This window comes from Plantactinospora sp. CA-294935 (assembly GCF_050936445.1).
Taxonomy (GTDB): Bacteria; Actinomycetota; Actinomycetes; order Mycobacteriales; family Micromonosporaceae; genus Plantactinospora.
The window spans coordinates 3,684,993-3,710,876 of the sequence record NZ_JBNJMU010000001.1 but is presented as its reverse complement, the minus strand read 5'-3'; the positions used below and the strand labels follow the sequence as shown (position 1 = coordinate 3,710,876).

Annotated in this window: 23 protein-coding genes, 1 tRNA gene and 1 pseudogene; 13 read left to right on the top strand and 12 right to left on the bottom strand. The window is 72.4% G+C overall.

From position 1 onward, the window contains the following. Nucleotides 1-157 precede the first annotated feature (157 nt). The gene (locus tag ACQEVC_RS16665) at nt 158-838 is read left to right on the top strand and encodes a hypothetical protein (RefSeq protein WP_432878186.1); all 681 of its coding nucleotides are present in this window, start codon (nt 158-160) and stop codon (nt 836-838) included. A gap of 22 nt (nt 839-860) precedes the next feature. Here ACQEVC_RS16665 and uppS read toward each other — a convergent pair whose 3' ends face one another. The 3 genes from uppS to ACQEVC_RS16650 form a co-directional block, all read right to left on the bottom strand. Beyond that, nucleotides 861-1,637 (bottom strand): polyprenyl diphosphate synthase, encoded by a 777-nt coding sequence (gene uppS, locus ACQEVC_RS16660; protein ID WP_318394958.1) that lies wholly within the window; start codon nt 1,635-1,637, stop codon nt 861-863. A 50-nt stretch (nt 1,638-1,687) separates the two neighbouring features. Then, a complete protein-coding gene (locus tag ACQEVC_RS16655; protein WP_432878182.1) occupies nt 1,688-3,706 on the bottom strand; it encodes an ATP-dependent DNA ligase in 2,019 nt (672 codons plus the stop codon). A 79-nt stretch (nt 3,707-3,785) separates the two neighbouring features. Further along, the gene (locus tag ACQEVC_RS16650; protein WP_318394956.1) at nt 3,786-3,992 is read right to left on the bottom strand and encodes a hypothetical protein; all 207 of its coding nucleotides are present in this window, start codon (nt 3,990-3,992) and stop codon (nt 3,786-3,788) included. Nucleotides 3,993-4,174: 182 nt separating this feature from the next. Here ACQEVC_RS16650 and ACQEVC_RS16645 point away from each other — a divergent pair, with 182 nt between their 5' ends. Beyond that, a complete protein-coding gene (locus tag ACQEVC_RS16645) occupies nt 4,175-5,872 on the top strand; it encodes a hypothetical protein (RefSeq protein WP_432878179.1) in 1,698 nt (565 codons plus the stop codon). A 138-nt stretch (nt 5,873-6,010) separates the two neighbouring features. On the opposite strand, the gene ACQEVC_RS16640 is transcribed toward ACQEVC_RS16645, so the two are convergent. The 3 genes from ACQEVC_RS16640 to ACQEVC_RS16630 form a co-directional block, all read right to left on the bottom strand. Beyond that, nucleotides 6,011-7,375 carry a dipeptidase gene (locus tag ACQEVC_RS16640; protein WP_432878176.1) on the bottom strand — a complete coding sequence of 455 codons (1,365 nt, stop codon included), beginning with the start codon at nt 7,373-7,375 and terminating at the stop codon, nt 6,011-6,013. Between the two features lie 53 nt (nt 7,376-7,428). Further along, the gene (locus ACQEVC_RS16635; RefSeq protein WP_432878173.1) at nt 7,429-8,592 is read right to left on the bottom strand and encodes a M48 family metallopeptidase; all 1,164 of its coding nucleotides are present in this window, start codon (nt 8,590-8,592) and stop codon (nt 7,429-7,431) included. A 206-nt stretch (nt 8,593-8,798) separates the two neighbouring features. Then, nucleotides 8,799-9,401, bottom strand: coding sequence for a uridine kinase family protein (locus tag ACQEVC_RS16630; RefSeq protein ID WP_432878171.1), 603 nt, complete (start codon nt 9,399-9,401; stop codon nt 8,799-8,801). 48 nt (nt 9,402-9,449) lie between these two features. On the opposite strand from ACQEVC_RS16630, the gene ACQEVC_RS16625 reads away from it, so the two are divergent. Next, nucleotides 9,450-9,860 (top strand): rhodanese-like domain-containing protein, encoded by a 411-nt coding sequence (locus ACQEVC_RS16625; protein WP_432878168.1) that lies wholly within the window; start codon nt 9,450-9,452, stop codon nt 9,858-9,860. A gap of 135 nt (nt 9,861-9,995) precedes the next feature. Here the strand turns inward: ACQEVC_RS16625 and ACQEVC_RS16620 are convergent, their stop codons facing one another. Next, nucleotides 9,996-11,567 (bottom strand): cobyric acid synthase, encoded by a 1,572-nt coding sequence (locus ACQEVC_RS16620; RefSeq protein WP_432878165.1) that lies wholly within the window; start codon nt 11,565-11,567, stop codon nt 9,996-9,998. Nucleotides 11,568-11,599: 32 nt separating this feature from the next. Continuing rightward, a complete protein-coding gene (locus tag ACQEVC_RS16615) occupies nt 11,600-12,661 on the bottom strand; it encodes a cobalamin biosynthesis protein (protein ID WP_432891457.1) in 1,062 nt (353 codons plus the stop codon). 376 nt (nt 12,662-13,037) lie between these two features. Between ACQEVC_RS16615 and ACQEVC_RS16610 the strand changes: the two genes are divergently transcribed. Then, on the top strand, nt 13,038-14,588 hold the full coding sequence (locus tag ACQEVC_RS16610) for an acyltransferase family protein (protein WP_432878162.1): 1,551 nt from the start codon (nt 13,038-13,040) through the stop codon (nt 14,586-14,588). 394 nt (nt 14,589-14,982) lie between these two features. Here ACQEVC_RS16610 and ssb read toward each other — a convergent pair whose 3' ends face one another. After that, nucleotides 14,983-15,834, bottom strand: coding sequence for a single-stranded DNA-binding protein (ssb, locus tag ACQEVC_RS16605; protein ID WP_432878159.1), 852 nt, complete (start codon nt 15,832-15,834; stop codon nt 14,983-14,985). 171 nt (nt 15,835-16,005) lie between these two features. Here ssb and ACQEVC_RS16600 point away from each other — a divergent pair. From ACQEVC_RS16600 to ACQEVC_RS16575, 6 genes and pseudogenes are all read left to right on the top strand, one after another. Next, nucleotides 16,006-17,031, top strand: a pseudogene (locus tag ACQEVC_RS16600) (alpha/beta hydrolase); the annotation flags it as partial. 599 nt (nt 17,032-17,630) lie between these two features. Further along, nucleotides 17,631-17,804, top strand: coding sequence for a hypothetical protein (locus ACQEVC_RS16595; protein ID WP_318394947.1), 174 nt, complete (start codon nt 17,631-17,633; stop codon nt 17,802-17,804). 305 nt (nt 17,805-18,109) lie between these two features. Next, a tRNA-Arg gene (locus tag ACQEVC_RS16590) sits at nt 18,110-18,182 on the top strand. A gap of 329 nt (nt 18,183-18,511) precedes the next feature. Further along, nucleotides 18,512-19,147: a hypothetical protein gene (locus ACQEVC_RS16585; RefSeq protein ID WP_432878158.1), complete on the top strand. Its 636-nt coding sequence runs from the start codon at nt 18,512-18,514 to the stop codon at nt 19,145-19,147. A gap of 144 nt (nt 19,148-19,291) precedes the next feature. Next, on the top strand, nt 19,292-19,915 hold the full coding sequence (locus tag ACQEVC_RS16580) for a ClpP family protease (RefSeq protein ID WP_432878155.1): 624 nt from the start codon (nt 19,292-19,294) through the stop codon (nt 19,913-19,915). 96 nt (nt 19,916-20,011) lie between these two features. Then, on the top strand, nt 20,012-20,497 hold the full coding sequence (locus ACQEVC_RS16575) for an N-acetyltransferase family protein (RefSeq protein WP_432878153.1): 486 nt from the start codon (nt 20,012-20,014) through the stop codon (nt 20,495-20,497). Between the two features lie 57 nt (nt 20,498-20,554). Here the strand turns inward: ACQEVC_RS16575 and ACQEVC_RS16570 are convergent, their stop codons facing one another. After that, entirely contained in the window at nt 20,555-21,373 is an 819-nt protein-coding gene (locus tag ACQEVC_RS16570) for a DUF6597 domain-containing transcriptional factor (RefSeq protein ID WP_432878150.1), read from the bottom strand. Between the two features lie 126 nt (nt 21,374-21,499). Between ACQEVC_RS16570 and ACQEVC_RS16565 the strand changes: the two genes are divergently transcribed. Next, nucleotides 21,500-21,904 (top strand): DUF3224 domain-containing protein, encoded by a 405-nt coding sequence (locus ACQEVC_RS16565; RefSeq protein WP_432878148.1) that lies wholly within the window; start codon nt 21,500-21,502, stop codon nt 21,902-21,904. A gap of 126 nt (nt 21,905-22,030) precedes the next feature. Then, nucleotides 22,031-22,999, top strand: a complete 969-nt coding sequence (locus ACQEVC_RS16560; protein ID WP_432878146.1) for a DNA polymerase domain-containing protein — start codon at nt 22,031-22,033, stop codon at nt 22,997-22,999. Nucleotides 23,000-23,048: 49 nt separating this feature from the next. Here the strand turns inward: ACQEVC_RS16560 and ACQEVC_RS16555 are convergent, their stop codons facing one another. After that, nucleotides 23,049-23,876, bottom strand: coding sequence for a class I SAM-dependent methyltransferase (locus ACQEVC_RS16555; RefSeq protein ID WP_432878144.1), 828 nt, complete (start codon nt 23,874-23,876; stop codon nt 23,049-23,051). 109 nt (nt 23,877-23,985) lie between these two features. Here ACQEVC_RS16555 and ACQEVC_RS16550 point away from each other — a divergent pair, with 109 nt between their 5' ends. Continuing rightward, nucleotides 23,986-24,294, top strand: coding sequence for a hypothetical protein (locus ACQEVC_RS16550; protein ID WP_432878142.1), 309 nt, complete (start codon nt 23,986-23,988; stop codon nt 24,292-24,294). 124 nt (nt 24,295-24,418) lie between these two features. On the opposite strand, the gene ACQEVC_RS16545 is transcribed toward ACQEVC_RS16550, so the two are convergent. Further along, nucleotides 24,419-25,744 (bottom strand): extracellular catalytic domain type 1 short-chain-length polyhydroxyalkanoate depolymerase, encoded by a 1,326-nt coding sequence (locus ACQEVC_RS16545; RefSeq protein WP_432878139.1) that lies wholly within the window; start codon nt 25,742-25,744, stop codon nt 24,419-24,421. Between the last annotated feature and the right edge of the window lie 140 nt (nt 25,745-25,884).

Genomic DNA, 25,884 nt, shown 5'->3' with positions numbered 1-25,884 from the left:
GCCTGAGCCTGCCGGCGATCTCGGGGTTTCCGCCTGTGCCCGTCCCGGCCGACCACCGTTCGGGCATCGACGTACCGGGTGCACCTCGGGGTGGCGGCGGTCACGGTCCGGGTTAAGGTCTGCGGAGCGGCCGGTGTGGCACTGGGGAGGAGCCGGCATGAGCGTGAACCCGAGCGGAGCGCCAGACGTACCTCCGCCACCACCGACCGATCCGTGGCCGACCGACGCCTCGGTCTCGCCCGGCTATCCGCCGCCGCCCACCCCGGACGACCCGCCCACCCCGGACGACCCGCCGACCCCGACTCCCGGCTATCCCGGACAGCCCGATCCGGTCAGCGGGCAGCCCTATCCGGGCGTTCCGCAGCCCTATCCGGGCGTTCCGCAGTCCTATCCGGGCGTTCCGCAGTCCTATCCCGCGCCGGCGCTGCCGTACCCCGGCGGGGGCCAGCCCGACGGGGGAACGCCGTGGTCACCCCCGGTACGGCCGGAGCCGGTGGTCGCGCAGATCGGCGAGATCGCGGTCACCTCGTCGACGGTACGCACCCCGAGCGGCGACCTTCCGCTGGCCGGCTCCCAGTGGCACGTCGCGGACTACTGGCAGAGCGAACAGAAGACGCCCACCTGGGCGATCGTGGTGGCGGTGGTCGGCTTCTGCGTACTGACCGTGTTCAGCCTGCTGTTCCTGCTGGTCAAGGAGACCGTCCACCGTGGAACGGTGCAGGTAACGGTGACCAACGGCCTGCGGCAGTACGTCGCCCGGATCCCGGTCACCGACCAGTTCCAGGTCCAGCAGATCCACCAGCAGGTCAACTACGCGCGGTCGCTGGCCGCGATCTGACCGCCGGTCGGCCGCACGGCGGTCAGGCGCCGTACCGGCGCTGCCGGCCGGCGTACGACCGCAGGGCGCGCAGGAAGTCGACGTACCGGAAGCCGGGCCAGTACGCGTCGCAGAAGTACAGCTCCGAGTAGGCCGCCTGCCAGAGCAGGAAACCCGACATCCGCTGTTCACCACTGGTCCGGATGATCAGGTCGGGGTCCGGCCTCCCCTGGGTGTAGAGATGTGCCGCGATGTCCTCGGCGCTGAGCCGCTGGGCCAGTTCCGTCGGGGTCGTACCCGCCCGGGCCGCCTCGTCCAGCAGGGAGCGGATCGCGTCGACGACCTCCGCCCGGCCGTCGTAGCCGACCGCGATCGTCAGGTGGAACCGCGCTCCGAGGTCGGCGGTCGCGTCCCGGGCCAGCTTCAGCGCGTGCCGGGTCGAGTCGGGCAGCGTGTCGAGCCGCCCGGCCAGGTGTAGCCGCCACCGGCCGGGACGTTCGGCGAGCCGGGCGGCGACGATCCGCTCGACCACCTCCATCAGGTACCGGACCTCCTCCGACGGCCGCTTGCGCAGGTTGTCGGTGGAGGCGACGAAGATCGTCACGTGTTCGATGCCGAGGTCGGCGCACCAGCCGAGCACCTCGTCGACGTGCTCCGCGCCGTACCGGTGGCCGACACTCGGGTTCTCGAAGCCCTGTTTCCGGGCCCACCGCCGGTTGCCGTCCATCACCATCGCCACGTGCCGGGGCAGCGACCCGGTGACCAGTTGCGCCCGCAGGCGGCGGGCGTAGAGCCGGTAGAGCGCGTTCCGGAAGATCATTGCCGAACCGTAGCAACCAGTGACCAGTCGGAGTGGGACCCGCGACGGCGTCAGTCGGGGCGCCGACCTGCGTGGATGGCCCGTACCGTATCGATGGTGTCCGCCTCCGCCGCGGTCTTGTCGTCGCGGTATCGCAGCACCCGGGCGAAGCGCAGCGCCACACCGCCCGGATAGCGCGGACTGCTCTGCACCCCGTCGAACGCGATCTCCACGACCTGCTCGGGCCGCACCCGGACGACCCAGTCGCCGCGCTCCACCGCCAACTCCTGGAACCGCTCGGTCTGCCAGCGCAGCAACTCGTCGGTCAGCCCCTTGAAGGTCTTGCCGAGCATCACGAAGCCGCCGGTCTCGGGGTCACGGGCCCCCAGGTGCAGGTTCGACAGCCAGCCCTTGCGCCGGCCACTGCCCCACTCGACGGCGAGCACCACGAGGTCGAGGGTGTGCCTCGGCTTCACCTTGACCCAGGCGGCGCCCCGCCGGCCCGCGTCGTACGCCGCCTCCGGCGCCTTGACCACGATGCCTTCGTGCCCCGCGTCGACCGCGGCAGCGAACGCCGCCGAGGCCTGCTCGACGGTGTCGACGGTGATCCGCTCGACGAGCTGCGCCGGTGAGACGGTGCGGGCCAGCGCGGCCCAGCGCTCGTGCCCCGGCACGTCGAGCAGGTCGACGCCGTCCAGGTGCAGGATGTCGAAGAAGTACGGCGTCAGCACGACCCCACCGCTGGTGTTCGCCGCCGCGACCACCGACGGGGCGACGGTCGCCGGACGCTCCGGCCCGGGGATCTCGGCGGGCGCCGTTCCGGAGGTGCCGATCCGGGGCACCTCGGAGATGTCCACCGGCCCCACCGACCGCACCGACCCGGCCGTCGACGGCGCGACCGGCGCCGCGCCGAAACTCCGGGTGCCACCCCCGTCGGCGTCGGCGCCGCCGCCCGCACCGGTGGCAGCTCTCAGCCCGCCCGACGCGCCGTCGACCGCTCCCGACGGGCCCGAGGCGCCGTCGACCGCTCCCGACGGGCCCGACGCGCCGTCGACCGCTCCCGACGGGCCCGGGGCGCCGTCGACCGCTCCCGACGGGCCCGACGCGCCGTCGACCGCTCCCGACGGGCCCGGGGCGCCGTCGACGAGTTCCGTCGCCTCGCGCCGCGTGCGGTCAACCTCGGCGGCCTCGGTGTCGGCCGGCGCGCGGGCGACCTCGTCGCGGACGGCCCGGCGGGCTCCCCTGGTGGCCGCCCGACTCGCGGTCTCCTGGAACGGTCGTGGCCGGCCGGAGGCGTCGAGCCCAATCGCCTCGCCGTCCAGCACCAGCTCACGGGCCGGCAGCGAGCGGACCGCCGCCACCACCTCGGGAACCCGCGAGGTGATCTCGTCGAGGCTGCGGGTGAAGACCGCGATGTCGTCGCCGGAGCGGTGCACCTGGATGCGGATGCCGTCGAGCTTCACGTCGACCACCGCCGGCAGACCGACGGTGGTCAGCGCCTCCTCGACCGATGCCGCGCTCTGCGCCAGCATCGGCGCGAGCGGACGGCCGACCTGCAACGCGAACCCGGTCAGCGCGCCCGAGCCGCCGGTGAGCGCGGCCGCCGCGACCGTCTTCAGGTCACCGGCGAGCAACAGGGCCCGGCGGACCGTCGGCAGCGGCACCTCGGCCGCGCGGGCGACCGCCTCGGCCAGCAGGCCGGCCTGGGCGCCCTGCCGCAGCTCCCCGCTGAACAGGCCGAGCAGCAACCGCCGCTCCTCGACGGTGGCGGCGCCGAAGAGGGCGGCCAACAGCTCGCGACGGCGCTGCTGCGAGCCCGGCCCGCGCACCTCGGCGAGCTCGGCTATCGCCGCGTCGACGCCGGCCACTGTCAGGGTCGGCTGCTCGGCCGCCGGTGGCAGCTCGCGAAGGCTGGCGTAGCCGACTCCGGTCTGCCGCTGGCGCAGCTCTCCGGCCAGGTAGCCCGAGCCGGCGACGAGTTCCTCCGGGGCGAGCTTGCGCAGCGCCTCGGCGAGCAGCTCGACCTTGGCCCGCCGCCCGGAGGTGGCGGCGACGGCGGTGGAGGTGGCTGCCAGGTCAACGAAGCGCACGGCTCCATCCTGGCAGCCACCGCCGACATATTTCCGGCCGGCCCGCTCCCGTCCCCCGGCTGAGCTGGGCGGGGGACGGTCAGGCCGGGGCAGGCTCCTCGATGCGCAGGCCACGGGCACGCACGCTGTCGGCCACCCGGGCGAGGGCGGCGTCGAGCGCGCAGAGAACGGTGGAAAGCTCGCCGAGCTGGTCCCGGAGCGCATCCTCGGACCACGCGGAGACGTCGACGTCCCGCAGCGCACTGACCGCGGCGTCGAGCCGCGCGATGGCCTCGTTCGTACTCATGTTCGAAATCTTACCGCCTCGACGATCCCGCCGGGCGCTTTCTCCACTTTCTTCCCGCGGACCTCCGCCGGTGGGACAAGTGGGCTATCTTTCGACTACGGACATCCGTCCTCTGTCCACACTCCCCTCCAGCCAGACGCGGTCCGTTCCCGGACCCGGGCTCCGGCGAGAACCGGAGAGTCATGACGAACGCCATCCTCCGCCCAGGCAAACGGGTCGGCGCGGCTGCCGCCGCAGTGCTCGCGACGCTCGCCCTCACGGCAGCCCCCAGCCCGGCACACGCCGCGGCGCAGCCACAGTTGCAGATCTCCAGCGCCGTCGACGCGACGATCGACACCGCCGGCACCACCATCGGCTTCCACCTCCGCAACGCCGGGGACGCACCGGCCACCGGGGTCAGCGCCATTTACGACGCCCATTCCACCACCGGCGACGTCATCTTCTCGGTCCCGTCCGGGGACGAGGACTGCCGCCAGTCCCGCAAGGCGGCGGACTGCCAGCACGGCGACCTGGCGCCGGGGCAGGAGCGGCTCGTCCAGCCGATCATGCTGCGCAGCACCGAGGACGCCCGGCCGGGCCCGGCGGGGATCGTCCGGGTCAGCGTCTCGGCCCAGGGCCCCGACGGCACGGTCTCGACGACGTACGAGCTTCCGGTGAGCATCCGGGCCACCGGCTCGGGCCTGGTGGCCGAGGTCGACGACCTCGGTTCCGCGCAGCAGCGGGTCGGCGGCGGCGACCGCAGTCCGCTGCACGCCACCGTGTTCAACTTCGGAAACAGCACGCTGCCCGGTTTCCTGCTGACGATCACCCTCCCGCTCGGGGCGACCTTCGCCGAGCGCTACGCAGACTGCGTCTACGGCGGCGACCGTCCCGGCGACCCACCGACGGGCTACGTCTACGGCCCGCAGCAGGTGACCTGCCAGATGCATCTGATCCTGGAGCCCGGTGCCGGAGTCGGCTTCTCCGATCCGGTCTCCGGCGACGCGGCGTTCAACGTCGTCTTCGGCAAGAACCTGCCGGGACCCGCCGAGGCGGCCGGCCGGTTCGAGGCCGGCGAGTTGGCCGAGCCGCTACCCGAGGCCCAGCGTCGGGCCGGAGCACCGGACGGCCCGTCGCTGGCCGACAAGCTCGCCGAGTTGCGGACCAGGGCGGAGCAGCGGGCCGGGACCGGGCAACAGTCCCTGGTCACACCCCGCACCCCGGAGCAGGCCGGCGGGAGCGAACAGCGGACCACGCCGGGCCGGCAGGCCACCACCGGCGACGCCGACCCGGCCCGGGTGGCCGCCGCGGCCGAGCCCGACGTCGCCGAGTTCAGCATCTGGACCAAACCCAACAACCACGATCTCGAGGTACGCGCCACCTCGGTCACCGGCTCGGTCGGTGACACCGTGGAACTGCCGTACACCATCACCAACCACGGGCCGTCGGACGGCGGCGCCGCCTGGCGGATCGTCGCGCCGAGCGGCACCGTGCTGCTGCCCAGCCCGGGGTGCACGTTCCGGGACGAGCAGGGTGAGCCGGTCGCCGAACTGACCGAGGTCGACTGCGGCACCGAGAGCCAGTGGCCGGCGACCGCCTCCGGCGCTGGCGTGGTCTCGTCGGTCGTCCGGGTGAAGATCAAGTCTGCGCCGGGCACGAACGGCACGATCACGATCCGCGGCCTCGGCCCGTCGACGGAGACGGGTCCGAAGAGCAACACCGCCCAGCTCCTGATCAACGAGCCGGGCGGTGGTGGCGGCGCGGACGACGACGGGCTCCCGATCACCGGGGTCCGGACCGGCCCCATCTCCGCCGTCGGTGGCAGCGCCCTGCTGCTCGGCGCGGTGCTGCTGCTACTCGGCCGGCGGCGCCGGCCGACGGCGTCCCCGCCCTCCGAGTAACCGGTACCGGCGCCGCGCAGGCGCGTCGACGCGTCAGGGGGTCGTGACCGGCCAATCCGGTCCGACCCCCTGGACGTCCGACCCCGGGTCCCCGGCACACCCGGTCCCGACGGGAACCCGGCGGTCGGGCCGGGCAGGTCAGCCGGCGGCGGCCGCCTCGGCGACCTTGGCCAGCAGCAGCGCCTCGGCCAGGCAGACCCGGGCGAACTCGCCCAGGTGCAGGCTCTCGTTCGGCCCGTGCGCCCGCGCGTACGGGTCCTCGACGCCGGTCACCAGGATCGCGGCGTCCGGAAACATCCGCCGGAACGTCTCGATGAACGGAATGGAACCGCCGACACCCATGTCCACCGGCTCGACGCCGTCCCAGGCGGTCCGGAAGGCGGCCCGGGCCGCGTCGTACATCGGGCCCGAGGCGTCGATCACGCACGGCTCGCCGTCGTGCTCCAGGGTCACGGTGACCCTCGCCCCGTGCGGGGCGTACCGGCGCAGGTGCTCGGTCAGGGCGGCGTACGCCTTCGCCGCCTGGTCGCCCGGGGCCAGCCGGACGCTCAACTTGGCCTTTGCCGACGGGACCAGCGCGTTCGGCGCCTCCGCGGTCGGCGGTGCGTCCAGCCCGATCACCGAGATCGCCGGCTTGTTCCAGAACCGGTCGGTCAGCCGGCCGGTGCCGATGAACGAGACCCCGTCCAGCATCCCGGCCTCGGTACGCAGCCGCTCCTCCGGATAGTCGACGGCGGCCCCAGCCGTGCTGACCAGCCCCTCCACCGCCACGTCGCCAGCCGAGTCGTGCAGGGTGGCGAGGAGCTGGCAGAGCGTGGTCAGCGCGTCCGGTACGCCTCCGCCGAACATGCCGCTGTGCACGGCCTGGGAGAGGGTACGGACCTCCACGAAGCAGTTGACGATGCCGCGCAGCGAGGTCGTCAGCGCGGGTACGCCGATGTCCCAGTTACCGGAGTCGGCGATCACGATCACGTCGGCGGCGATCTCGTCCCGGTGCTCGGCGAGGAGCCGCTCCAGCGAGTCGGAGCCGTACTCCTCCTCACCCTCGACGAAGAGCACCACGCCGACCGGCAGCGCGTCGCCGAAGGCCCGCAACGCGGCGACGTGAGCCAGCACTCCCGCCTTGTCGTCGGCGGCGCCCCGTCCGTAGAGCCGGCCGTCGCGCTCCACCGGCTCGAACGGGTCGCTCTGCCAGAGGCTCAGGTCGCCGACCGGCTGCACGTCGTGGTGCGCGTACAGCATCACGGTCGGCGCGCCGGGTGGCGCGGGACGCCGGCCGATCACCGCCGGCTGGCCGCCGGACCGGACCACCCGTACGTCGAGGGAGCAGCCGCGCAGCAGCTCGGCGACCGCCTCGGCGGAACGCTCGACCTGGGAGTGGTCGAAGCCGTCGAAGGCGATGCCGGGGATCCGGACCAGCCGCTCCAGGTCGGCCCGTACGCCGGGCAGCTCCCGCTCGATCGCGGCGCGCAGTTCGGACTCGGTGCGGATAGTCGTGGTCATGGAAAAGATCGTAGGCGGCGTCGAGCAGGCGTGATCGTCCGAGTCCCCGGGTGCTACCGGGCTTCCTCGGCCGGAGGTTCCGGTGCGTCGCCGTCGGCGCCCGGGCCGGCGGGACCGGTCGGGCCCGGCTTGCCGCTCCGGCGGGTACGGCCGGCGGCCCGGGCGGCGGCCTCGCCCGCCGCGTTCATCCAGGAGCGCGCCCGGCCCGCGCTGCCGCCGGCCCACTCACCGAGGTCACTGGCGCCGTCGCCGAGCCGGCGCAGCAGACCGACCAGCGGATCCTGGGAGCGTCCGAAAGCCTCCCGGTACGACTCCGCCGCCGCCTTGATCTCGGCGGACACCGAGGTCAGGTCGTCGTCCTCCCGGCGCGGATAGTCGCCACCGAGCAGTCGGGCGTACTCGCCGGAGTCGACCCACCTGCGCAGGTCCGCAGCCCGGGCCACCGGCACCGGGTGGGTACTCCAGGCGGTCATCCGGATCTTGTGCAGGCTGTCCCGGAGGTCGCCGCCGCCGTCGTACTCGGAGGCCTGCTCCAGGAAGGCGGCCGTGTCGATCTGGCTCAGGTCGCCGCCGCCGGCCAGCTTCATCAGCACCCGCAGCGCCGCCGCCGGGTCCTGGCCGGCGAGCAGCCCGGCCCGGTCACCCGACAGCTCCGCCTTACGCCACCACTCCAGCATCGCCGCGATGATCGCCCGGAGGGCGAGCGCGCCGACCGGCAGCCAGCTCAGGTTGGCCGCCCACCGGGTCAGGATGGTCAGGATGGTCTTGTAGACGGCGTGCCCGCTGCCCACGTGCCCCAGCTCGTGACCGAGCAGGAAGCGGAGCTCGTCGTCGTCGAGCTGGTTGACACAGGCCGAGGTGATCACGATGAACGGCCGGTCGAGACCGATCGCCTCACCGCTCAGCCAGGGCGACTGGGTCACGAAGAGTTCCGGCAGCTCGGCCACGTCCAGCGCGGCGCCCGCCTCGGCGTAGAGCCGGTAGACCCGCGAGTACTGCCGGTGGTCGACCCGGATCGCGGCGGCCAGATAGGAGAGCCGGAAGCCGCGTTCGTTCCACATCCCGAAGAACGCCTTGACCACGTCGTCGAAGCCGCGCAACTCGCGCAGCGCGGTCAGTGCGCCGCGGTCGGCCGGATGTTCCCAGGCCCGGGAGCTGATTCCGCCGAGTACCACCCGCCGTCGGGCGGGAGTGCCACTCGTACCGCCTGCCGTCATGGTCTCCCCCGCCCGCCGCTGCGTCGGCCTGTCCTGCCGATCGTGCCGCAGCGATCCGGATACGTCCATAAGCGGACCAGGGTCAGTCCGTCACCGGACCCAGATGTCGGTCGCCAGACCCGGCGGTCAGTCCGTCACCAGACCCGGCGGTCAGTCCGTCACCAGACCCGGCGGTCAGTCCGTCACCAGACCCGGCGGTCAGTCCGTCACCGGAGCCGGACGAAGGCGCTGCTCGCCAGCGCCGGGCCGGCGGCACCGTCCACCACCAGGTCGGCCCGCTCGGCGGTACGGTCCGCGGCGAAGTGCGCCCGCTCACCGCGACGCCAGACCGTGAGCTGAGCTGCCAGCGCGGCGCCGTCCCGGGCCAGGGTACGGTCCCGGCACAGCTCCGCCGATGCGGTGACGAAGACTGCCAGACTCAGCTCGGCGGCGATGACCGCGCGGGCGCTGGAGACTCCTTCGACGATCACCACCGGGGCGGGCGGCAGCACCGTCCAGCCCGGTCCGAAGCTGCCCCGGGTCCAGTCGTACCGGCGGTACCGCGCCGGCCGACCGGCGCGCAGCGGGGAGAGCACCCACTCCTCCAGGCGTGGCCAGAAGGTGAACTGGTCCGCCCAGCCGTCGAGCAGGTCGTCGGTGTGCAGCACCGGTGTGGCGGCGTCGAGCGCACCCGCCAGCCGGCTGGCGAAGACGGTCTTACCGGCTCCGCTCGGCCCGTCGACCGCGACCAGTCGGGTCCGCCCCAGCCTGGCCGGCTGGCGCAGGATCCGCGCCGCCAACTCGGCGTACGACTCGACCACGGGTGACATCCGGCCGACCCTACTCCCGGCTGAGCTGGGCCGGGAGACAATGATCCAGTGTCGGATCAAGATCGGGGCGTGGCCGCGCTGCTCGCTCGCGCCCGTGCCGGAGTACGCCGCCTGACGCCGCTGGAGACGCTCGCGGCGACGCGGCGCGGGGCGCTGCTGGTGGACACCCGTACCGACCCGCAACGGGCGGAGCAGGGCGAGTTGCCGGGGGCGCTGGTGATCGACCGCACCGTGCTGGAGTGGCGGCTCGATCCGGCGAGCGGGTCGCGGATCCCGGAAGCGGCCGGCTACGACATCGAGATCGTAGTGGTCTGCCGGCAGGGCTACAGCTCCAGCCTGGCGGCGGCCAGCCTCCGATCCCTCGGCCTGTGGCGGGCGACGGACCTGATCGGCGGCTTCGAGGCCTGGCGCCGAGCCGGGCTGCCCTGCGCCGACGACCCGGCCGACGTGCGGAGGTGACTCCGCCGCACGTCGGCGTGCCAGACCCGGGCGGCACCTGCCGTCGGGGTCACCGGCCGGACGGCACCTGCCGTCGGCGTGACCGGCCCGCGTCGGCGTGCCGGGCCGGGAGGCACCTGCTGTCGGAGAAGACGGCTATCTCGCCGGAACGGGCGGGGCCGGGGTGTGTGCCGACGGTGCGCCCGGCGGGACGAACGGTAGCCCGGCCGGCGGGCCCTGCTCGACGAGCCGCCACAGGGCGGTGGTGTCGAGGTGCTCCTCCACCAGGTCGCCGAGGAGGTCCAGGGTGCGTTGCCGGGCCGCGCCGAACGAGGTGTCCGGGGCGACCTGGAAACCGTGCCGGCCGGCGAGTCGGGCTACCTCGGTGAGGAACCGGCGACGAAACCGGTCCGAGGTGAACGCGCCGTGCCAGTGGGTGCCGAAAAGGTGGCCTACCGCCGCGCCCTCCGGCCGGCCGTCCGAGTAGTGGATCAGTGCTGACGGTGCCGGGTCGGCACCGGAGACGTACCCGTGGTGGATCTCGTAGCCCTGGACCGGGACCGAGCCGAACGCCGTGCCCTCCGATCGCGTCACGGTCTTGGCGGCGCCGAAGGTGATCTCGATGGGCAGCAGGCCGAGGCCGGCGACCCGGCCACGCCCGCTCTCCACCTCGTCGTCGATGCTGCGGGCGAGCATCTGGTAGCCGCCGCAGATGCCGAGCAACGGCCGCCCGGCCGCCACGTGTGCGTGCACCACCTCGGCCAGCCCGGTGTGGCGTAGCCAGTCCAGGTCGGCCACGGTCGACTTCGTGCCGGGCAGTACGACAAGATCGGCCGCCGCCACCTCGGCCGGCTCGACGGTCAGCCGGACCCGTACCCCCGGCTCGGTGGCCAGCGCCTCCACATCGGTGGCGTTGGAGACCCGGGGCAGCCGGACCACCGCCACGTCCAGCCATTCGCGGCCCTTCGGCGGTGCCGGTCGGCCGAGCACCCGCCCGTAGGCGAGCGAGTCCTCGGCGTCCAGCCACAGGTCGACGTGCCAGGGCAGCACCCCGTACGTGGGTCGCCCGGTGAGCTGGGTCAGCATGCCGAGCCCGGGGCGGAGCAGATCCAGGTCGCCCCGGAACTTGTTGACCACGAAGCCGGCCACGAGTTCCTGGTCGGCAGCGTCCAGCAGGGCCACGGTGCCGAACATCGACGCGAAGACGCCGCCCCGGTCGATGTCGCCGACCACGATCGTCGGCAGCCGGGCATGCCGGGCCAGGCCCATGTTGGCGTAGTCGGTGTCCCGCAGGTTGATCTCGGTCGGGCTGCCCGCCCCCTCGCAGACGACCACGTCGTACTCGCCGCGCAGCTCGGCGAGCGCCTCGAAGGCGGCCGTGGCGAGCCGGGGACGCAGGGTACGGAAGTTGCCGGCGGTGACGGTGTCGACCGCCCGGCCGAGCAGCACCACCTGGCTCGACCGGTCACTACCGGGTTTCAGCAGTACCGGATTGAACCGCAGGTCAGGTGGCACCCCGCAGGCGGCGGCCTGCATGGCCTGGGCCCGACCGATCTCGCCGCCCCGACCGTCCGGCCCGATCACCACTGCGGAGTTGTTGGACATGTTCTGCGCCTTGAACGGCGCCACCCTGACCCCCTGGCGGTGCAGCCAGCGGCAGATGCCGGCGGTGAGCACGCTCTTGCCGGCGTCCGAGGTGGTGCCGGCGACCAGCAGACCGCCGCTCATCGGGCTCACCTGGCTCACCGGTTTCGTCAGGCTCACCGGGCTGACCGGGCCCGCTGGTCGGCTACCCGGATCGGCTCCGGTGACGTCCGCTCCATCCCGGAGGGCATTGCGAGTCGTGGCAACCGGCGGGTGAGCCAACCGGCTGTGACCCGGCGCGGCCGGCTGGTGGCCGCGTACGCCACCGCCAGGCCCAGTGCGGCGAGCCCGACCGCTCCGGAGAGCCGGGCGGCCCGATCGATGTGTCGCACCTCCGGCCGGGGGCCGTCGCCGAGGAACGGCCGGACCTCGGAACGTCCGAAGTAGACGTTGCGGCCGCCCAACCGGACGCCCAGCGCACCGGCCATCGCCGCCTCGCACTGCCCGGCGTTCGGACTGGGATGGTCCGCCCGGTCGCGACGCCAGACCCGCCAGGCACGCGTCCGGTCGCCCCTGACCAGCGGGGCGGCGACGATGGTGAGCAACCCGGTCAGCCGGGAGGGCAGCAGGTTGAGCAGGTCGTCGAGGCGGGCGGCGGCGGTGCCGAACCGGGCGTACCGCTCCGATCGGTGCCCCACCATCGCGTCCAGGGTGTTCGCCGCCCGGTAGCCCAGCAGACCGGGCAACCCGGCCACCGCGCCCCAGACCAGCGGCGCGACCACCGCGTCGGAGGTGTTCTCCGCCACCGACTCGACGGTGGCCCGGGCGAGTTCGGGCTCGTCCAGCGCGGCCGGATCCCGCCCGCAGAGGTGGCCCAGCCGTTGCCGTGCCGCCGGCACGTCCGCCCGACGAAGTGCCTGGCTCATGACCGTGGCTTCCCGCCGCAGCGTCCGTCCGCCGAGCACCGTCCAGGTGGCGGCGGCGACCAGCGCCGCGCGGGTCAGCGGTCGGTGCCGGGTGGCGACCGCCGCCGCCCCACCCAGAACCACCGGTACGCCGACCGCGAGCGCTGCGAACCCGGCACCCGACGTACGCCGAGGCTGGTACATCCGGCGTTCGAGCGCGCCTGCGAACTGCCCGAACCCGGCGACCGGATGACCCCGCCGAGGGTCACCGAAGAGCGCGTCGAGTGCGTAGCCGGCGGCCAGCCCGGCGGCGTTGGCCGCGCCGCCGCCCAGCCACCCCGGCGCCCTGCCCCGACCGCCGGTCCGACGCGTCCGGCCGGGTCGTCCCCTGCCGCGCCAGCCCACCGCGTCGCCGGTTCCGGACAACCTGCCATCTGGCCGCACGGCAACCACCTCCCCTGTCGCGGAGCCTAGTCGTGGCCGCGACGAGGACGATCAACACGTCACTGACCAGCGCCTCTGCCGGTACGGCGGATCGGGCGGTGTCCGCGCCCACGACGGGCCACCGCGGCACCGGATAGGGTCGCGGGCGGACCCGCGACAGCGGGGGTACGCAGCCGGGAGGCGCCGCAGGACCGGACATCCCGGCACAATCCGGCCGACGGGAGGCGTAAGTGCTGGCCATCGATGTGCCCATCGAGGAGGTCCGATGACCAGTGTGACGCCCGTCACCGAGGAAGCTGTCAACCGATCGGCCGCGGCCGGCCGGGTGCAGGAGGCCGGCACGGTGCAGCAGGCCGGCGGGGCAGCAAATGTCGGCGAGCGAACAAACGCCAGCCAGACAACGGATGCCAGCCAGACGACGGATGCCAGCCAGGCAGGACGAGGTCGCGCGAACGGCGCGCTGCACCGGCTGCCGTCCCTGACCGGGCTGCGGTGGGTCGCCGCGATGCTGGTCTTCGGCTTCCACATCGGCACCATGCAGATCGTCGCCGAGCCCGGGTATCGCCAGATCGTCGACTGGGCCTTCACGCTCGGCCTCTCCGGGGTGCAGTTCTTCTTCATCCTCAGCGGCTTCGTGCTGGTCTGGTCCGCCCGGCCGGGTGACACGAAGCGTGCGTTCTGGCGGCGTCGGGCCGCGAAAATCTATCCGAACCACCTGGTCACCTGGGCCGTGGTCATCGCACTCGCGTTGTACTGGGCCGACCCCGTCAACGTGAAGGCGGCGCTGGCCAACCTGTTCCTGGTGCAGGCCTGGATCCCGGTCGACGGCTACTTCTACAGCATCAACAACGTCAGTTGGTCGCTGGCCTGCGAGATGTTCTTCTATCTCTCGCTGCCGTTCGTCCTCCCACTGATCCGTCGGATGCGGGCATGGCAGCTCTACGCCGTCCTCATCGCCATGCCGCTGCTCATCCTGGCGATGTGGCCGGGCCAGCAACTGCTGCCGGAGACCGCCCGCTGGTGGTTCACCCAGATCTTCCCGGTCGTACGCTCCTTCGAGTTCTGGATGGGCGTCGCCGCCGCCGAGCTCATGCTGCGGGGGAAGTGGCGAGGGCCGGGGCTGCTCGTCTCCACCGGCCTCTTCGTCGCGATCTGGGTGGCGTCGATGGAGTGGATCCGGGCCGAGCTCTGGACCACCGTGCTTGCCTTCGGTTACGTACTGGTGATCGCGAGTGCGGCCCGGGCGGACACCACCGGCCGCTGGTCGCCGTGGCGGTCCCGACCGCTGGTCTGGCTCGGCGAGGTGTCGTTCGCGTTCTATCTGGTCCATGTGTTCCTGATCAAGGCCATCTTCCGTTTCGCCGGGCACACCGGCGGGTTTCCCGGCTGGCAGGGCCCGGCCGTGGCGATCGCCCTGCTGTTGGTGAGCCTCGCCGCCGCCTGGTTGCTCTTCCGGTTCGTCGAGACACCGGCGATGCGTCTCCTCAGTCCTCGACGCCGGCCTCGAACCGCACCGCCGCGATCCACCGTCGTACGTCAGCGACAACCCGAGCAACCGCGTGAATCGACCGCGGACACCGGGCCGGCGCCGGCCGGAGACACTGCCGAGCCGGGGCCAGCCGGAGACACTGCCCGGCCGGAGCCGGCCGGAGACACTGCCCGGCCGGAGCCGGCCGGAGACACTGCCCGGCCGGAGCCGGCCGGAGACACTGCCGGGGCGGGGCCAGCCGGAAAGGCTGCCGGGGCGGTGCCGGCACCTCGCCGTGGCCAGCAATCCCGGGACGATTTCGACAGCCGCCCCCGAGCGACGGCTTAGTTCGGAGACCGGAGGGTGCGGAATCTCCCTGCACGGCCGGCCCACGCGGTGCAACCCGCCGCCCCGGACCGCACCGCCACTCCCCGAGCCCCACAGCACCCCGGGGCATTCGCAGCACCCACAGCACCCCGGGGCATTCGCAGCACCCTCAAGCGCCCACAGCGCCCACGGCATCCGCAGCGACAGACAGCCGGCTGCTTCACGGTGGAGTGGGGAGATCGGCCGGTGCCGCGACCGACCTCCCCACCCTTGGTCGGCCCGGATGGCGGTGGGGAGGCGACCACCACGTCGATCCGGGCGACCCGCTGTCCGGCCACCTAGCGGGGCCGGACCGCCGGACCAGGCGGGTTCGGGCCGGACCCCTTCCAGCCACGAGCGCCTGGGCCGGATGTGTTCAGACGGAGACCGGCAGTCGGCCACGGCCACGGCGGCCGCGCCCGGCGCCGCCGGTCTTGCCGAGGTCTGCGGTGTCGGCGTCGTTCTCGTCGCGGAACTCCTGGTCGTCCTCGTCCCCACCGTCGGCGCCGAGGTCGATCTCGCCGTCCCCGACATCAACCGCGTCGATGCCGTCCCGCCCTTCGTCACCACTCAGCGGACCGTAGGCGCCGCCGGTCGACGAGGTGACCGCCTCGCCCGGGCCGGTCACGTCTCCGTCAGGCAACCCGTCGAGGTCGATCCGGCCGTCGAAGGGGTCGGCCGGCAGGTGAGCCGAACCGAAGCCCTGGCCTGGCGGAACCGGCAGGCCACGGTATTCGCCGTCGTCGTCCAGCGGGCGCTCGTCGGGCAGCACCGGCGCTTCCTCGGGCGACACCGACTCGGTGGTCTCGCCGTGCACCCGGGCCTCGGCCTCGGCCTCCTCCATCGAGGAGGTCGCCATCGACGGCCGGTTGCGGGCGAACCTTCCCCTTCCCCGGGACAGGTCGTGACCGACGGCCACCGCCTCCAACTCGTACATGGTCCGGTGGTTGCCCGCGTCGTCGGTCCAGTCCCGCGTGTACAGCCGGCCGACCACGACGACCGGGTCGCCGACCATCACCGAGGAGGCGACGCCCTCCGCCAGCTTCCGCCAACAGTTCACCCTGACGCGCAGGCTGTTGCCGTCGACCCACCGCCCGCTCTCCCGGTCGAGGCGACGGGCGGTCGAGGCCACCTTGAAGTTGGCCACCAGGGTGCCGCTCTGGGTGGTACGTCGCCATTCCGGAGTCGTCAGCACATTGCCGACAACAGTTACGTAAGTATCGAACATCGTCCCTCCACAGGGATCCAGTTGTTCCCGTCCGAGCCGACTCGACCGACAGCGTCGCCGCCGTACCCGACATGCCGCCACCGCCGCCGGGCCGACTGTGGACAACCGCGTGCCCTGTGGAAAACGCCCTGATCAAGGACTGGTCTGGTATTGCCGAGTAGCGTCGGAGAGGTGGAACCGGACCTGCTCGGACCGCCCTACGAGCGGCAGACGATCGACCTGGGTCGCGACGAGGAGGGGCCCGTGCTGGCCACCCTGGTCCGGCGCCGGGCCAGCCGGCCGAGTGATCGGGCCGTGCTCTACGTACACGGCTTCGTCGACTACTTCTTCCAGACCCATCTGGCGGACTTCTTCGTCGAGCACGGCTGGAACTTTTACGCGATCGACCTGCGCAAACATGGGCGCAGCCTGCTGCCGCACCAGACACCGAACTTCTGCCACGACGTGACGGAGTACTTCCCGGAACTCGACGCGGCGGCCCGGATCATCCGCGAGACGGACGGCAACCGGACGCTGCTGGTCAACGGACACTCGACCGGTGGCCTGGTCACCGCGCTCTGGGCGCACGCGCGCCGATCCGCCGGAATCGTCGACGGACTATTCCTGAACAGCCCGTTCTTCGACCTCAACATGCCCTGGCTGGTCCGCCGGCCGGCCCTGGCGATGCTCGCGCGGGTCAGCCATCGGATGCCGTACCGGACCGTCCCCCGCCGGCTCTCCGCCGTGTACGGCCACAGCCTGCACGCTGAACACCGGGGCGAGTGGACCTACGACCTCACCTGGAAGCCGGTCGACGGCTTCCCGATCCGGGTCGGCTGGCTCGCCGCGATCCGGCGGGCGCAGCGGCAACTGCAGGCCGGGCTGGAGATCCCGGTGCCGATCCTGGTGAGCATCTCGGACCGGAGTTTCCGGGGGCGGGCCTGGCACGAGGCCGCCGCGCTGTCGGACGCCGTACTCGACGTCGAGCACATCGCCCGCTGGGCGCCGAAGCTGGGTCGGCACGTGACGCTCATCCGCTTCGACGGCGCTCTGCACGACCTCACCCTGTCCGGGCTGGCCGTACGTCAGCAGGTGTTCACCGAGTTGGCCCGCTGGGCCTCGGCTTACGTCGCTTCGAGCCCCGCACCGGCGGCCGCTCCGGCCAGTCTGTCGTCCCTCCGTCACCCGACCGCTGCCGAGGCAGACGGTACGGGCCCGGCTCCGAGCCCGACGCGCCCCGCCACCGGTCCGGCTCGGGTTCCGAGTCCAACTCCGGCTCCGGCTCCGGCCGAGGACCACCATGCCACCGGGCCCGACCGGCCCCTGATCCCGGCCGGGGGTCGTCCCGCCGGCGGTCCGGCTCGGGCGCGGACTCCGGTTCCGGCCGAGAGTCACCTCGCCACCGCCCGGGACCCGGACCCGGCTCCTCCGCTCGGCGACCGCTCCGCCACCGGTCCGGCTCAGGTTCCGGTTCCGGGGCCGCGCCCCGCCAGCGCCCCGGCTCCTGGAACCGCTCCGGACCCTCACGCGAAGTCTCCCGGAACCGCTCCGGACCCTCACGCGGAGCCTCCCGAAACCGCTCCGGACCCGCCCGGAGGTCACGGTCCCGCTCCGGATTCCCCCGGCGACCCGGCTCCGCAGCCGGCTCCTCCCACCGATCCGGCTCTGGCTCGGCCTCCGGCGTCGTCCGATATGCCGACCAGCCGCCCTGCCGCCACACCAGCAGCTCGCGACTGAGCAGATTCTGGTCGCCCGCGAAGAAGATCCGGTCCACCGCCCGCCGCACCTTCGCCATGCCAGGCCGGGACGCCGTACCAGTGACGATCACCACGTCCCTGGCCGGTACGCCGACGACCAGCTCGCCCGGCACGGACCGCTCCAGGTCCTCCCAGACCTCGGCGGCGAGCAGCACGGTGGATTCCAGCCCGCCGAACGAGAGCATCGGCGCGGGTGGCTGCCCGTCGATCCGCAACCGCGGCAACAGCCGGTAGAGATTGTCGACGGCCACCTGCCGCAGCTCGGCCTGGCTGACCTCAAGCTCGTCCAGGTCATCCCAGGTGACAAGGCGATTACCGTACGGCGGTCCGAACGAGTAGCCGACGTCGAGGTCCTCGGTGAAGTCTTCGAGCAGGTGGTTCTCGCCGTACCTGGTGTCTTCGGTCGACACCAGCAGCGGCAGAAACATTGTGCTCGTCAACTGCACGCTTTGAAACCTAGTATGTGCAGGCCAGATCGTCACGTCCTCGCCGACCGTTGTCCCGGCAGCGGTAGCCTGCTGGGGCACACGACCACGCCCGCGCCCGTAGCTCAGCGGATAGAGCAGCTGCCTTCTAAGCAGTTGGTCGCAGGTTCGAATCCTGCCGGGCGCACCTCCTACGGGCCCACGGCCGGCCCGAGCCACCGCCGCCGTCCGGGCCGGTCTGACGTCCGGTCGCCCGGCACCGCTGCCTCGCCGCGCTCACCGCCCTCCGACGCGCTCACCGGGACGGCGGAGCCGTCCGTCCGGCAACGACGAAGGCCCGGCAGCCGAATCGCGTTCCACCTTCGGAACGCAAACCCGGAAAAGCGGATCACAATCGACCTTGGCAACCGACATCGTTGACCACCGAGCCGGATTGCAACTTCTGCCGAAATTTCGTCGCTGTACCCGAGCCGGCCGCTACGGGATACTGGAATCCCACCGTTATCGGAGGCGCTCGTGTTGATCTCGGCCAGGTCGGAGCTGAACGGGTTGAGGTGGGACGAGGTCAGTCTCGGCGTACTACTGGCGCAGGAGTACGACCGACTCAAGGAGGAGCAGAACCACCGGATCGGCACCCGCGACAATCTCATGTACGCGACCCTTGTCTCGATCGCGGGCGTGGTTGTCGGGACGTACCAGGTGGAGAGTGTGGACCTCCTCCTGCTGCTGCCTCCGGTCTGCGTGGTGCTCGGCTGGACGTACCTGGTCAACGACGAGAAGGTCTCCGCGATCGGGCGGTACATCCGGACCGATCTCGGGCCACGCCTGGGAGCCCTGGTCGGTGCCGGCCAACCGGTCTTCCAGTGGGAGGGCAGCCACCGCTCCGATCGGCGTCGTCGCAGTCGGAAGATATTCCAACTGGCCATCGACCTGACGACGTTCTGTCTGCCCGGAATGATCGCCGTCATCATTCGGTGCATGCACGGCAATTTATCGATCTTGTCGACGGCTGCGGTGGCGATGGAGATTCTCATGCTGCTGTTCCTGGCGCACCAAGTCACGGTCTATGCCGACCTGTCCCGCGACAAACCACCGAGCGCCGCCGATGCCGATGCTCCCGGATCAGCCGCCACCGGAAATCTGCAGCAATGAACCTTCTCAACCTGAACCGCGCGGCGCTTACGCACCGCGTCCGACCTTGCGGTCCGCCAGACCGCAATTCCGCCGACGGCTGAAGCCGTGCGCTGACAGCGTAAGGCGTCGATTCTTCCTGGTAGCCGTCACTAGGTTGCTGGCATGACTGACCTGCACACCCCACAGGCTCGCGGCGGAGAGCAGCCGCACGGCACCCTCGACGACTCGGTCTACAGCCGGCTGTTGAGGGAGCGCATCATCTTCCTCGGCAGTGAGGTCACCGACGAGGTGGCCAACCGGATCTGCGCTCAACTACTGCTGCTCGCGGCCGAGGACGCGGAGCGGGACATCAACCTCTGGATCAATTCGCCGGGTGGCTCGGTCTACGCCGGAATGGCGATCTACGACACCATGCAGTTCATCGACAACGACGTCTCGACCGTGGCGATGGGGATGGCCGGGTCGATGGGGCAGTTCCTGCTCTGCGCGGGTACCCCGGGCAAGCGGTACGCGCTGCCACACGCGCGGATCATCATGCACCAGCCGTCCGGCGGGATGGGCGGTACGGCGGCCGACATCGCGATCCAGGCCGAGCAGATGCTGCACACCAAGCAGATGCTGCTGGAGATGATCGCCCAGCACACCGGGCAGACGTACGACCAGATCGTCCGGGACGCCGACCGGGACCGCTGGTTCACCGCGACCGAGGCCAGGGACTACGGCTTCATCGACCGGGTGGTCAGTGGCACCGGCCGGGTCTCCGAGTCCGCCGGTACGACCGGTTGACCCAGGCGGGCCGGCGGGATCCCACCCGGCCGGGCCGCACCGACCGGGTTCGTATCCCGGTTGTCCGCCCCCGGATTGCACGGTTAGCGTCACGGCGTGCAGATCCGCGAGTTCACCGCGGCCGACTGGCCCCGGGTGTGGCCGATCGTCCGAGAGGTCGTACGGGCCGAGGAGACCTTCACCTACGACCCTCGGATGACCGCGGAGCAGGCGTACGACATCTGGGTCGAGTCGGCGCCGGGGCTGACCGTGGTGGCCGTCGAGGACGACCGGCTGATCGGTACGGCGAAGATGGGCCCGAACCGGCCCGGTCCGGGCGGCCACGTCTCGACCGCCAGCTTCATGGTCGCCGCCGACGCCCGGGGCCGGGGCGTGGGTACGACGCTGTGCCGGTACGCCCTGGACTGGGCGAAGCGGCGCGGGTACGCCGGCATGCAGTTCAACGCCGTCGCCGAGTCCAACGAGCGGGCCGTCGCGCTGTACCGGCGGCACGGGTTCGCCGTGGTGGGTACGGTGCCGGGCGCCTTCGCCCATCCGACCCTGGGCCGGGTCGGCCTGCACGTCATGTACCACGAGTTCTGAGACCCGCCGCGGTGCGGATGGCCTCAGGCTGTCGGGGCGGTCCGGAGCGGTCTCCGGCTAGCGGGAAGGGTGCGCGTCGGGCCCGCTGTCCACGCCCTCGGCGTACCGGGCGGGTGGTGTTCCGACAGCGGCCGTGAACTCCCGGATCAGGTGGGCCTGGTCGTAGTAGCCGAGATCGGCGGCGAGACCCGCCCAGTCGATCGGGCCGCCGTCAGTGGCCCGCAGGGCTGCCTCCTGGAGGCGGCAGCGCCGGATGACCCAGCCGGGGCTGACTCCGACCTGGTCGGCGAAGAGGCGTTGCAGGGCGCGGACCCGCAGGCCGAGGCGCTCGGCCAGGTCGGTCACCCGGAGGATCGACCGGTCCTCCCCAGCGAGCCGGACCGCCTGTTCCACGGTCAACACCGCCGGGTCCGGCCGGCCCGGCATGATCGCCGTCAGCGCCCGGTCCAGCAGCGGGCCGGCCGCGTCGAGGTCTGCGGCGGCGGTGACAGCGGCGGCCAGATGTGCGGCGTCGAGGCCCGGAAGCAGCGAAGCCGGAACCGGCCCCTCCGCCGCCGGGCGGCCCAGGAACGCGGCGAGACCACCGGCGGTGAAGCGGACGCCGACCACCCGCCCCTGCCCGGCGAGGAGCCGGTCGAACCGGCGGCGGGGCGGCCCGTACAGCCAGGCCCGGCCCTCCTCGACGGTCAGATGTGCCGAAGGGTGCGGCAGGGTCGACTGCCGGTGGGCGGGCCGGCCGCGCAGGTCCCAGCAGACCGACCAGTACCAGGCGACGTACGGGAGCAGTTCCGGGGCGGGCGCACGCCGTCGCAGCGGCTCGACACCGTGCGGCGCGGTACGCAGCACTCCCCGCCGGTCGTCGAGATCGCGCTCCATCCGACCCAGGGTACGACCGGCCGGGCGTCGGCACGGTCGCCGAGGTCGGCCCGGAGTCACCGCGGGCCCGGAAGCCGTGACGCAAATATCCAATCCGCTGTCCGGGGCCCGACCTACGATTCCGGCATGACGCGACAGACGGACACCACCCTCGCCCCCGGCACCGAGTTCACCGCCGAGTTCGAGGTGACCGGATGGGACGAGCGGCCCTACGACGAGCCCGCCGAGGGCGGCACCCTGGCCCGGGTGACCGTGCGGAAGACCTTCCGGGGCGTGATCGAGGGGACCAGCGTCACCGAGTTGCTGACCGCCGCGAACCGGGGGTACGTGGCGTCGGAGCGCTTCACCGGCAGCATCGACGGGCGGCACGGGACTGTGGTCTTCCAGCACGGCGGGCTGGACGCCGAGACTCCGCGTACCTTCGGACACATCGTGCCGGGGACCGGGACCGGCGAGCTGACCGGCCTGCTCGGGACGATCGCCTATCGGCACGACGAGTCCGGACACAGCGTCCGGCTGGTGCTCGGCTGACGGGGTGCCGTCCGCGCCCCACACCACGGCCATCGCGCCCCACACCACGGCCATCATGTCCGGCTCGCGGGCGGCGCCCGGCCCGGCGGAGTTGACCGTACGGCGGCACCCCTGGAGAGTGGTTCGATGACGGGCAGAGCCGACGAGGTACGGGACGGGGTCTCCCTGACCAACCTCGACCAGCCCCTGTTCGACGGGGCGGACGCGACCAAGCGGGACCTGGTGGACTACCTCGACGAGGTCCGCGACCCGCTGATCGGCCAGTTGCGGGACCGGCCGCTCTCGGTGATCCGGGTGCTCCGGGGCCAGCCGCCGTTCATGCAGAAGAACGTGCCGCGCTACACCCCGGCGTGGGTCTCGACGGTCACCCTGTGGGCGGAGGCGTCCCGCCGCGAGGTGTCGTACGCCCTCTGCAACGACCGGCGCACCCTGCTGTGGTTCGGCAACCAGCGGGCCGTCGAATACCACCCCACCCTCGTCACGGCGCAGCGGCGGGACCGCGCCACCCATCTGGTGCTGGACCTCGATCCACCGGCCCCGGACACCTTTCCGCTGGTCGTGGGCGCCGCCCAGCTAGTCCGGCAGGTACTGGCCGAGGCGGGGTTGTCCGGGGTGGTGAAGACCAGCGGGGCGAAGGGGGTGCACATCTTCGTACCGGTCGACCCGGAAGCGCCGATCGAGGACGTGGCCGCCGCGACCCGGGCACTGGCGGCCCGGGCGGAACGGCTGGATCCCGCACTGGCGACCACCGCCTTCATCCGGGAGGACCGGGGCGGCCGGGTCTTCGTCGACTCGACCCGGTCCGGCGGCGCGACGGTGGTCTCGGCGTACAGTCCTCGGCTCCGGCCGGGGGTGCCGGTGTCGTTCCCGGTGCCGTGGGAGGAACTGGACCGGGTCACCCCGGCCGACTTCACCCTGCGTACGGTGCCGCGCCTGCTGGACGGGCACGACCCGTGGACGGAGCGGATGCCGCAACCGCAGCGGCTCCCCGCCGACCTGGTCGCCGAGGGGCACACCATCCCGATCGCCCGGGTGCAGGCGATGCACGAGGGCAAGCGCCGGGCCCGCGCCCGCCGCGCCGCCGAGGCGGACTGAGCAGGGCCCGCGCCCCCGAGGCCGACCGAGCGCGGCCTGCGCCGATCGATCAGGCCGGCACGTAGTAGGAGACGACGGCGGGCTGGCCGGTGTAGTTGGGGCCCGCGCGGTCGTCGGCACCGAGATAGCGGTACGGCAACGAAAGCGCCACCGGCCCGGTGCGACTGATCCGCCGCCGTCTCGGGTCGACGGCGAACCCGGCCGACCGCAGCAGGTTGCTCAGCCGGCGACCGGCGGCCCTCCCGTCGGCCAGCCGCACGCTGCTCAGGTCGAGGTCGGCGACGAACCGGCCGTCGTCGACGAGCCAGCCGGCGATCCGGGCCAGCATGCCGAGCTTGTCGCCGACGTAGTGCAGCCCGTGCACGCAGGTGATCAGGTCGTAGCGGCGCGGCGGCGTCCAGGTGCCGATCGGGGCGCAGACCAGGTGGGGTGCGCCGACGCTGACCGGGCTCCGGTCGTCCCGCCCGCGCTCCGGGTCGCGGGCGTCGGCGTCGGCGTCGGCGTCGGCGTCGGCGTCGGCGTCGGCGTCGGCGTCGGCGTCGGCGTCGGCGTCGGCGTCGGCGTCGGCGTCGAAGAAGTCGACCAGGTCGACCCCGGTGATCGCCACCCGGTCGGCCAGGCCGGCCCGGTGCAGCCGCCGCGCGGCCTGGCCGAGTGCCCGGCCGCTGCCGCAGCACAGGTCGAGCCAGCCCACCGGCGGGACGCCCGGCTCGGCCGGGTCGCCGGGCTGGACCCGGGCGACGAGCCAGTCCAGCGGGTGGAATCCGAGTTCCCGGGTGTAGCTGTTGACGCCGTCGAGTTGGCGCTCCCGGTTCATCGCCGAGTTCGCCACCACGGCCGACGATGCCAGTGTCTCGTCGTCGAGTAGTCCGCCCATGGCGCGACACTCTGGCAGAGCGTGTCACCGCGCGACATCCGGGGCGGGACGGCAGCCTGGACCCGGTCGCCCGACACGAGGTCATGGCGCTACTCCTGGAAGACTGGCCGTGAACACGGCGATCGACGCGTCGCCGTCCACGCGGCGCGTCGATCGCCGTCCGGGTGGCAGTACGGCGGGCTCCGGTGCGGTGTCGGGCCGGCTCCCGGCGCCAGGCTGGCCGGGCCGCGTCGGTGACGGCGCGCAGGCAGAACTCGGCCGGGCCGTACGGCGGCAGTGGCTGCTCGACCCGGAACGAGCGCCCTCCGGAGCGCAACTGGTCGAGGCGCTGCGTACCCTCGCGGCGACGGCCGGCCCGGCCGGCAGCCCGGCGTCCGACGACGGCCCGGCGTCCGGCGCCCCGACGACACCGGCCTGACCGGACCGGAGAAGAGGGGCCGGCGGGTTGCCGGCGGGGGATCCTCCGCCGGCAACCCGCCTCTCCCTCGCGCGGCCCGTCGCGCTTCGATAACGACTAGGGGTCGATCGGGTACGGAACCGGGTCAGCTCAACGTGCAGGCCGTCCCGTTGAGACTGACCGACGCCGGCCTGCCGGTGTTGCCGGTGTGGCTGGCCTGGAAGCCGATCCCGACCGACGCGTTCGGCGCGATGGTGCCGTTGTAACTGGCGTTGCGGGCGGTCACCGCACCGCTGGCCGGACTGTAGGACGCGTTCCACCCCGAGGTGATGGTCTGCCCGGCCGGCAGGGTGAAGGAGAGCGTCCAGCCGTTGATGGCGGAGGTGCCCCGGTTGGTGATGCTGATCGCGGCGGTCAGCCCGGCGTTCCAGGCGTTCACCGTGTAGCTGACCGCGCAGCCACCGGCCGGCGGCTCGGTAGGCGGTTGGGTCGGCGGCGGCGTGGTGGTCGGTACGGCCGTCGGGGTCCCGGTCGGCGTGGCGGTGGGCGGAGTGGTGCTGTCCAGCCCGAAGAACCGGATCGCCTCGGCCGCGTTCACCGGCAGGTTGTGCGGTACCCCCTGCATGCTGATCGCCTCGACCGGTGCCGTCGGGCCGCTGCCGCCATAGCGGGTACGGGTGTGGCCGGACTGCGGCGTGTCGGTGAAGGTCGGCGTCTGGCTCAGTCCGTGCACGTTGGTCCACTGCTTGATTTCTTCACCGAAGTTCGGGTAGCGCAGCGTCTCGTCGTTGGTGCCGTGCCACAACTGCATCCGGGGCCGGGCGCCGGTGTAGCCGGGGTACGCGGCCCGGACCAGGTCGCCCCACTGCTGGGCGGTGCGGATGACCTGACCGTTGGCGCACTCGCTGTTCCAGGTGGAGCCGCCGGTGGTGGCGAAGCAACTGTGCGGCACACCGGCGAACGCGGCCCCGGCGGCGAAGACGTCCGGATAGTTGCCGAGCAGCACGTTGGTCATCATGGCGCCGGAGGAGACACCGGTGGCGAAGACCTGTCCGGTGCTGTAGCGCTGTTGGACGTACCGGACCATCGACATGATCGAGACGGGGTCGCTGCCGCCGTCGCGACGCAGCGCCTGCGGCGAGTAGACGTCGAAGCACTGGCCGCTGCGGGTCGCCGAGGGGTAGATGACGATGTAGCCGTACCGGTCCGCCAGCGAGGCGAACTGGGTGCCGGAGTAGAACGCGGGGCCGGTACCCGTGCAGTAGTGCACCGCGACCAGGATCGCGGGACGCGTCGCCAACCGGTCCGGCACGTAGAGGTGCATCCGCAGGTTGCTGGGGTTGGTGCCGAAGTTGGTCACCTCGGTCAGCGCCGCCGCCGAGGCCGGGGCGGCCACCGTCAGGCTCACCAGGCCGGCGGCCAGCACCACCGCACTGCCCGCGACGGCGAGTGCGCGTACGAGTCGTCCCATCCTGATCCTCTCTCGACCCGGCGAGGCGCGATCACGGACGGCGATCCGGGGCGTCCTGCCAGTTGAAACATCCCAAAGTATCGATGGGAATGTTTCACCGCACAAGACATAGACTGACATGAGTTCGTGACGACGGTGTA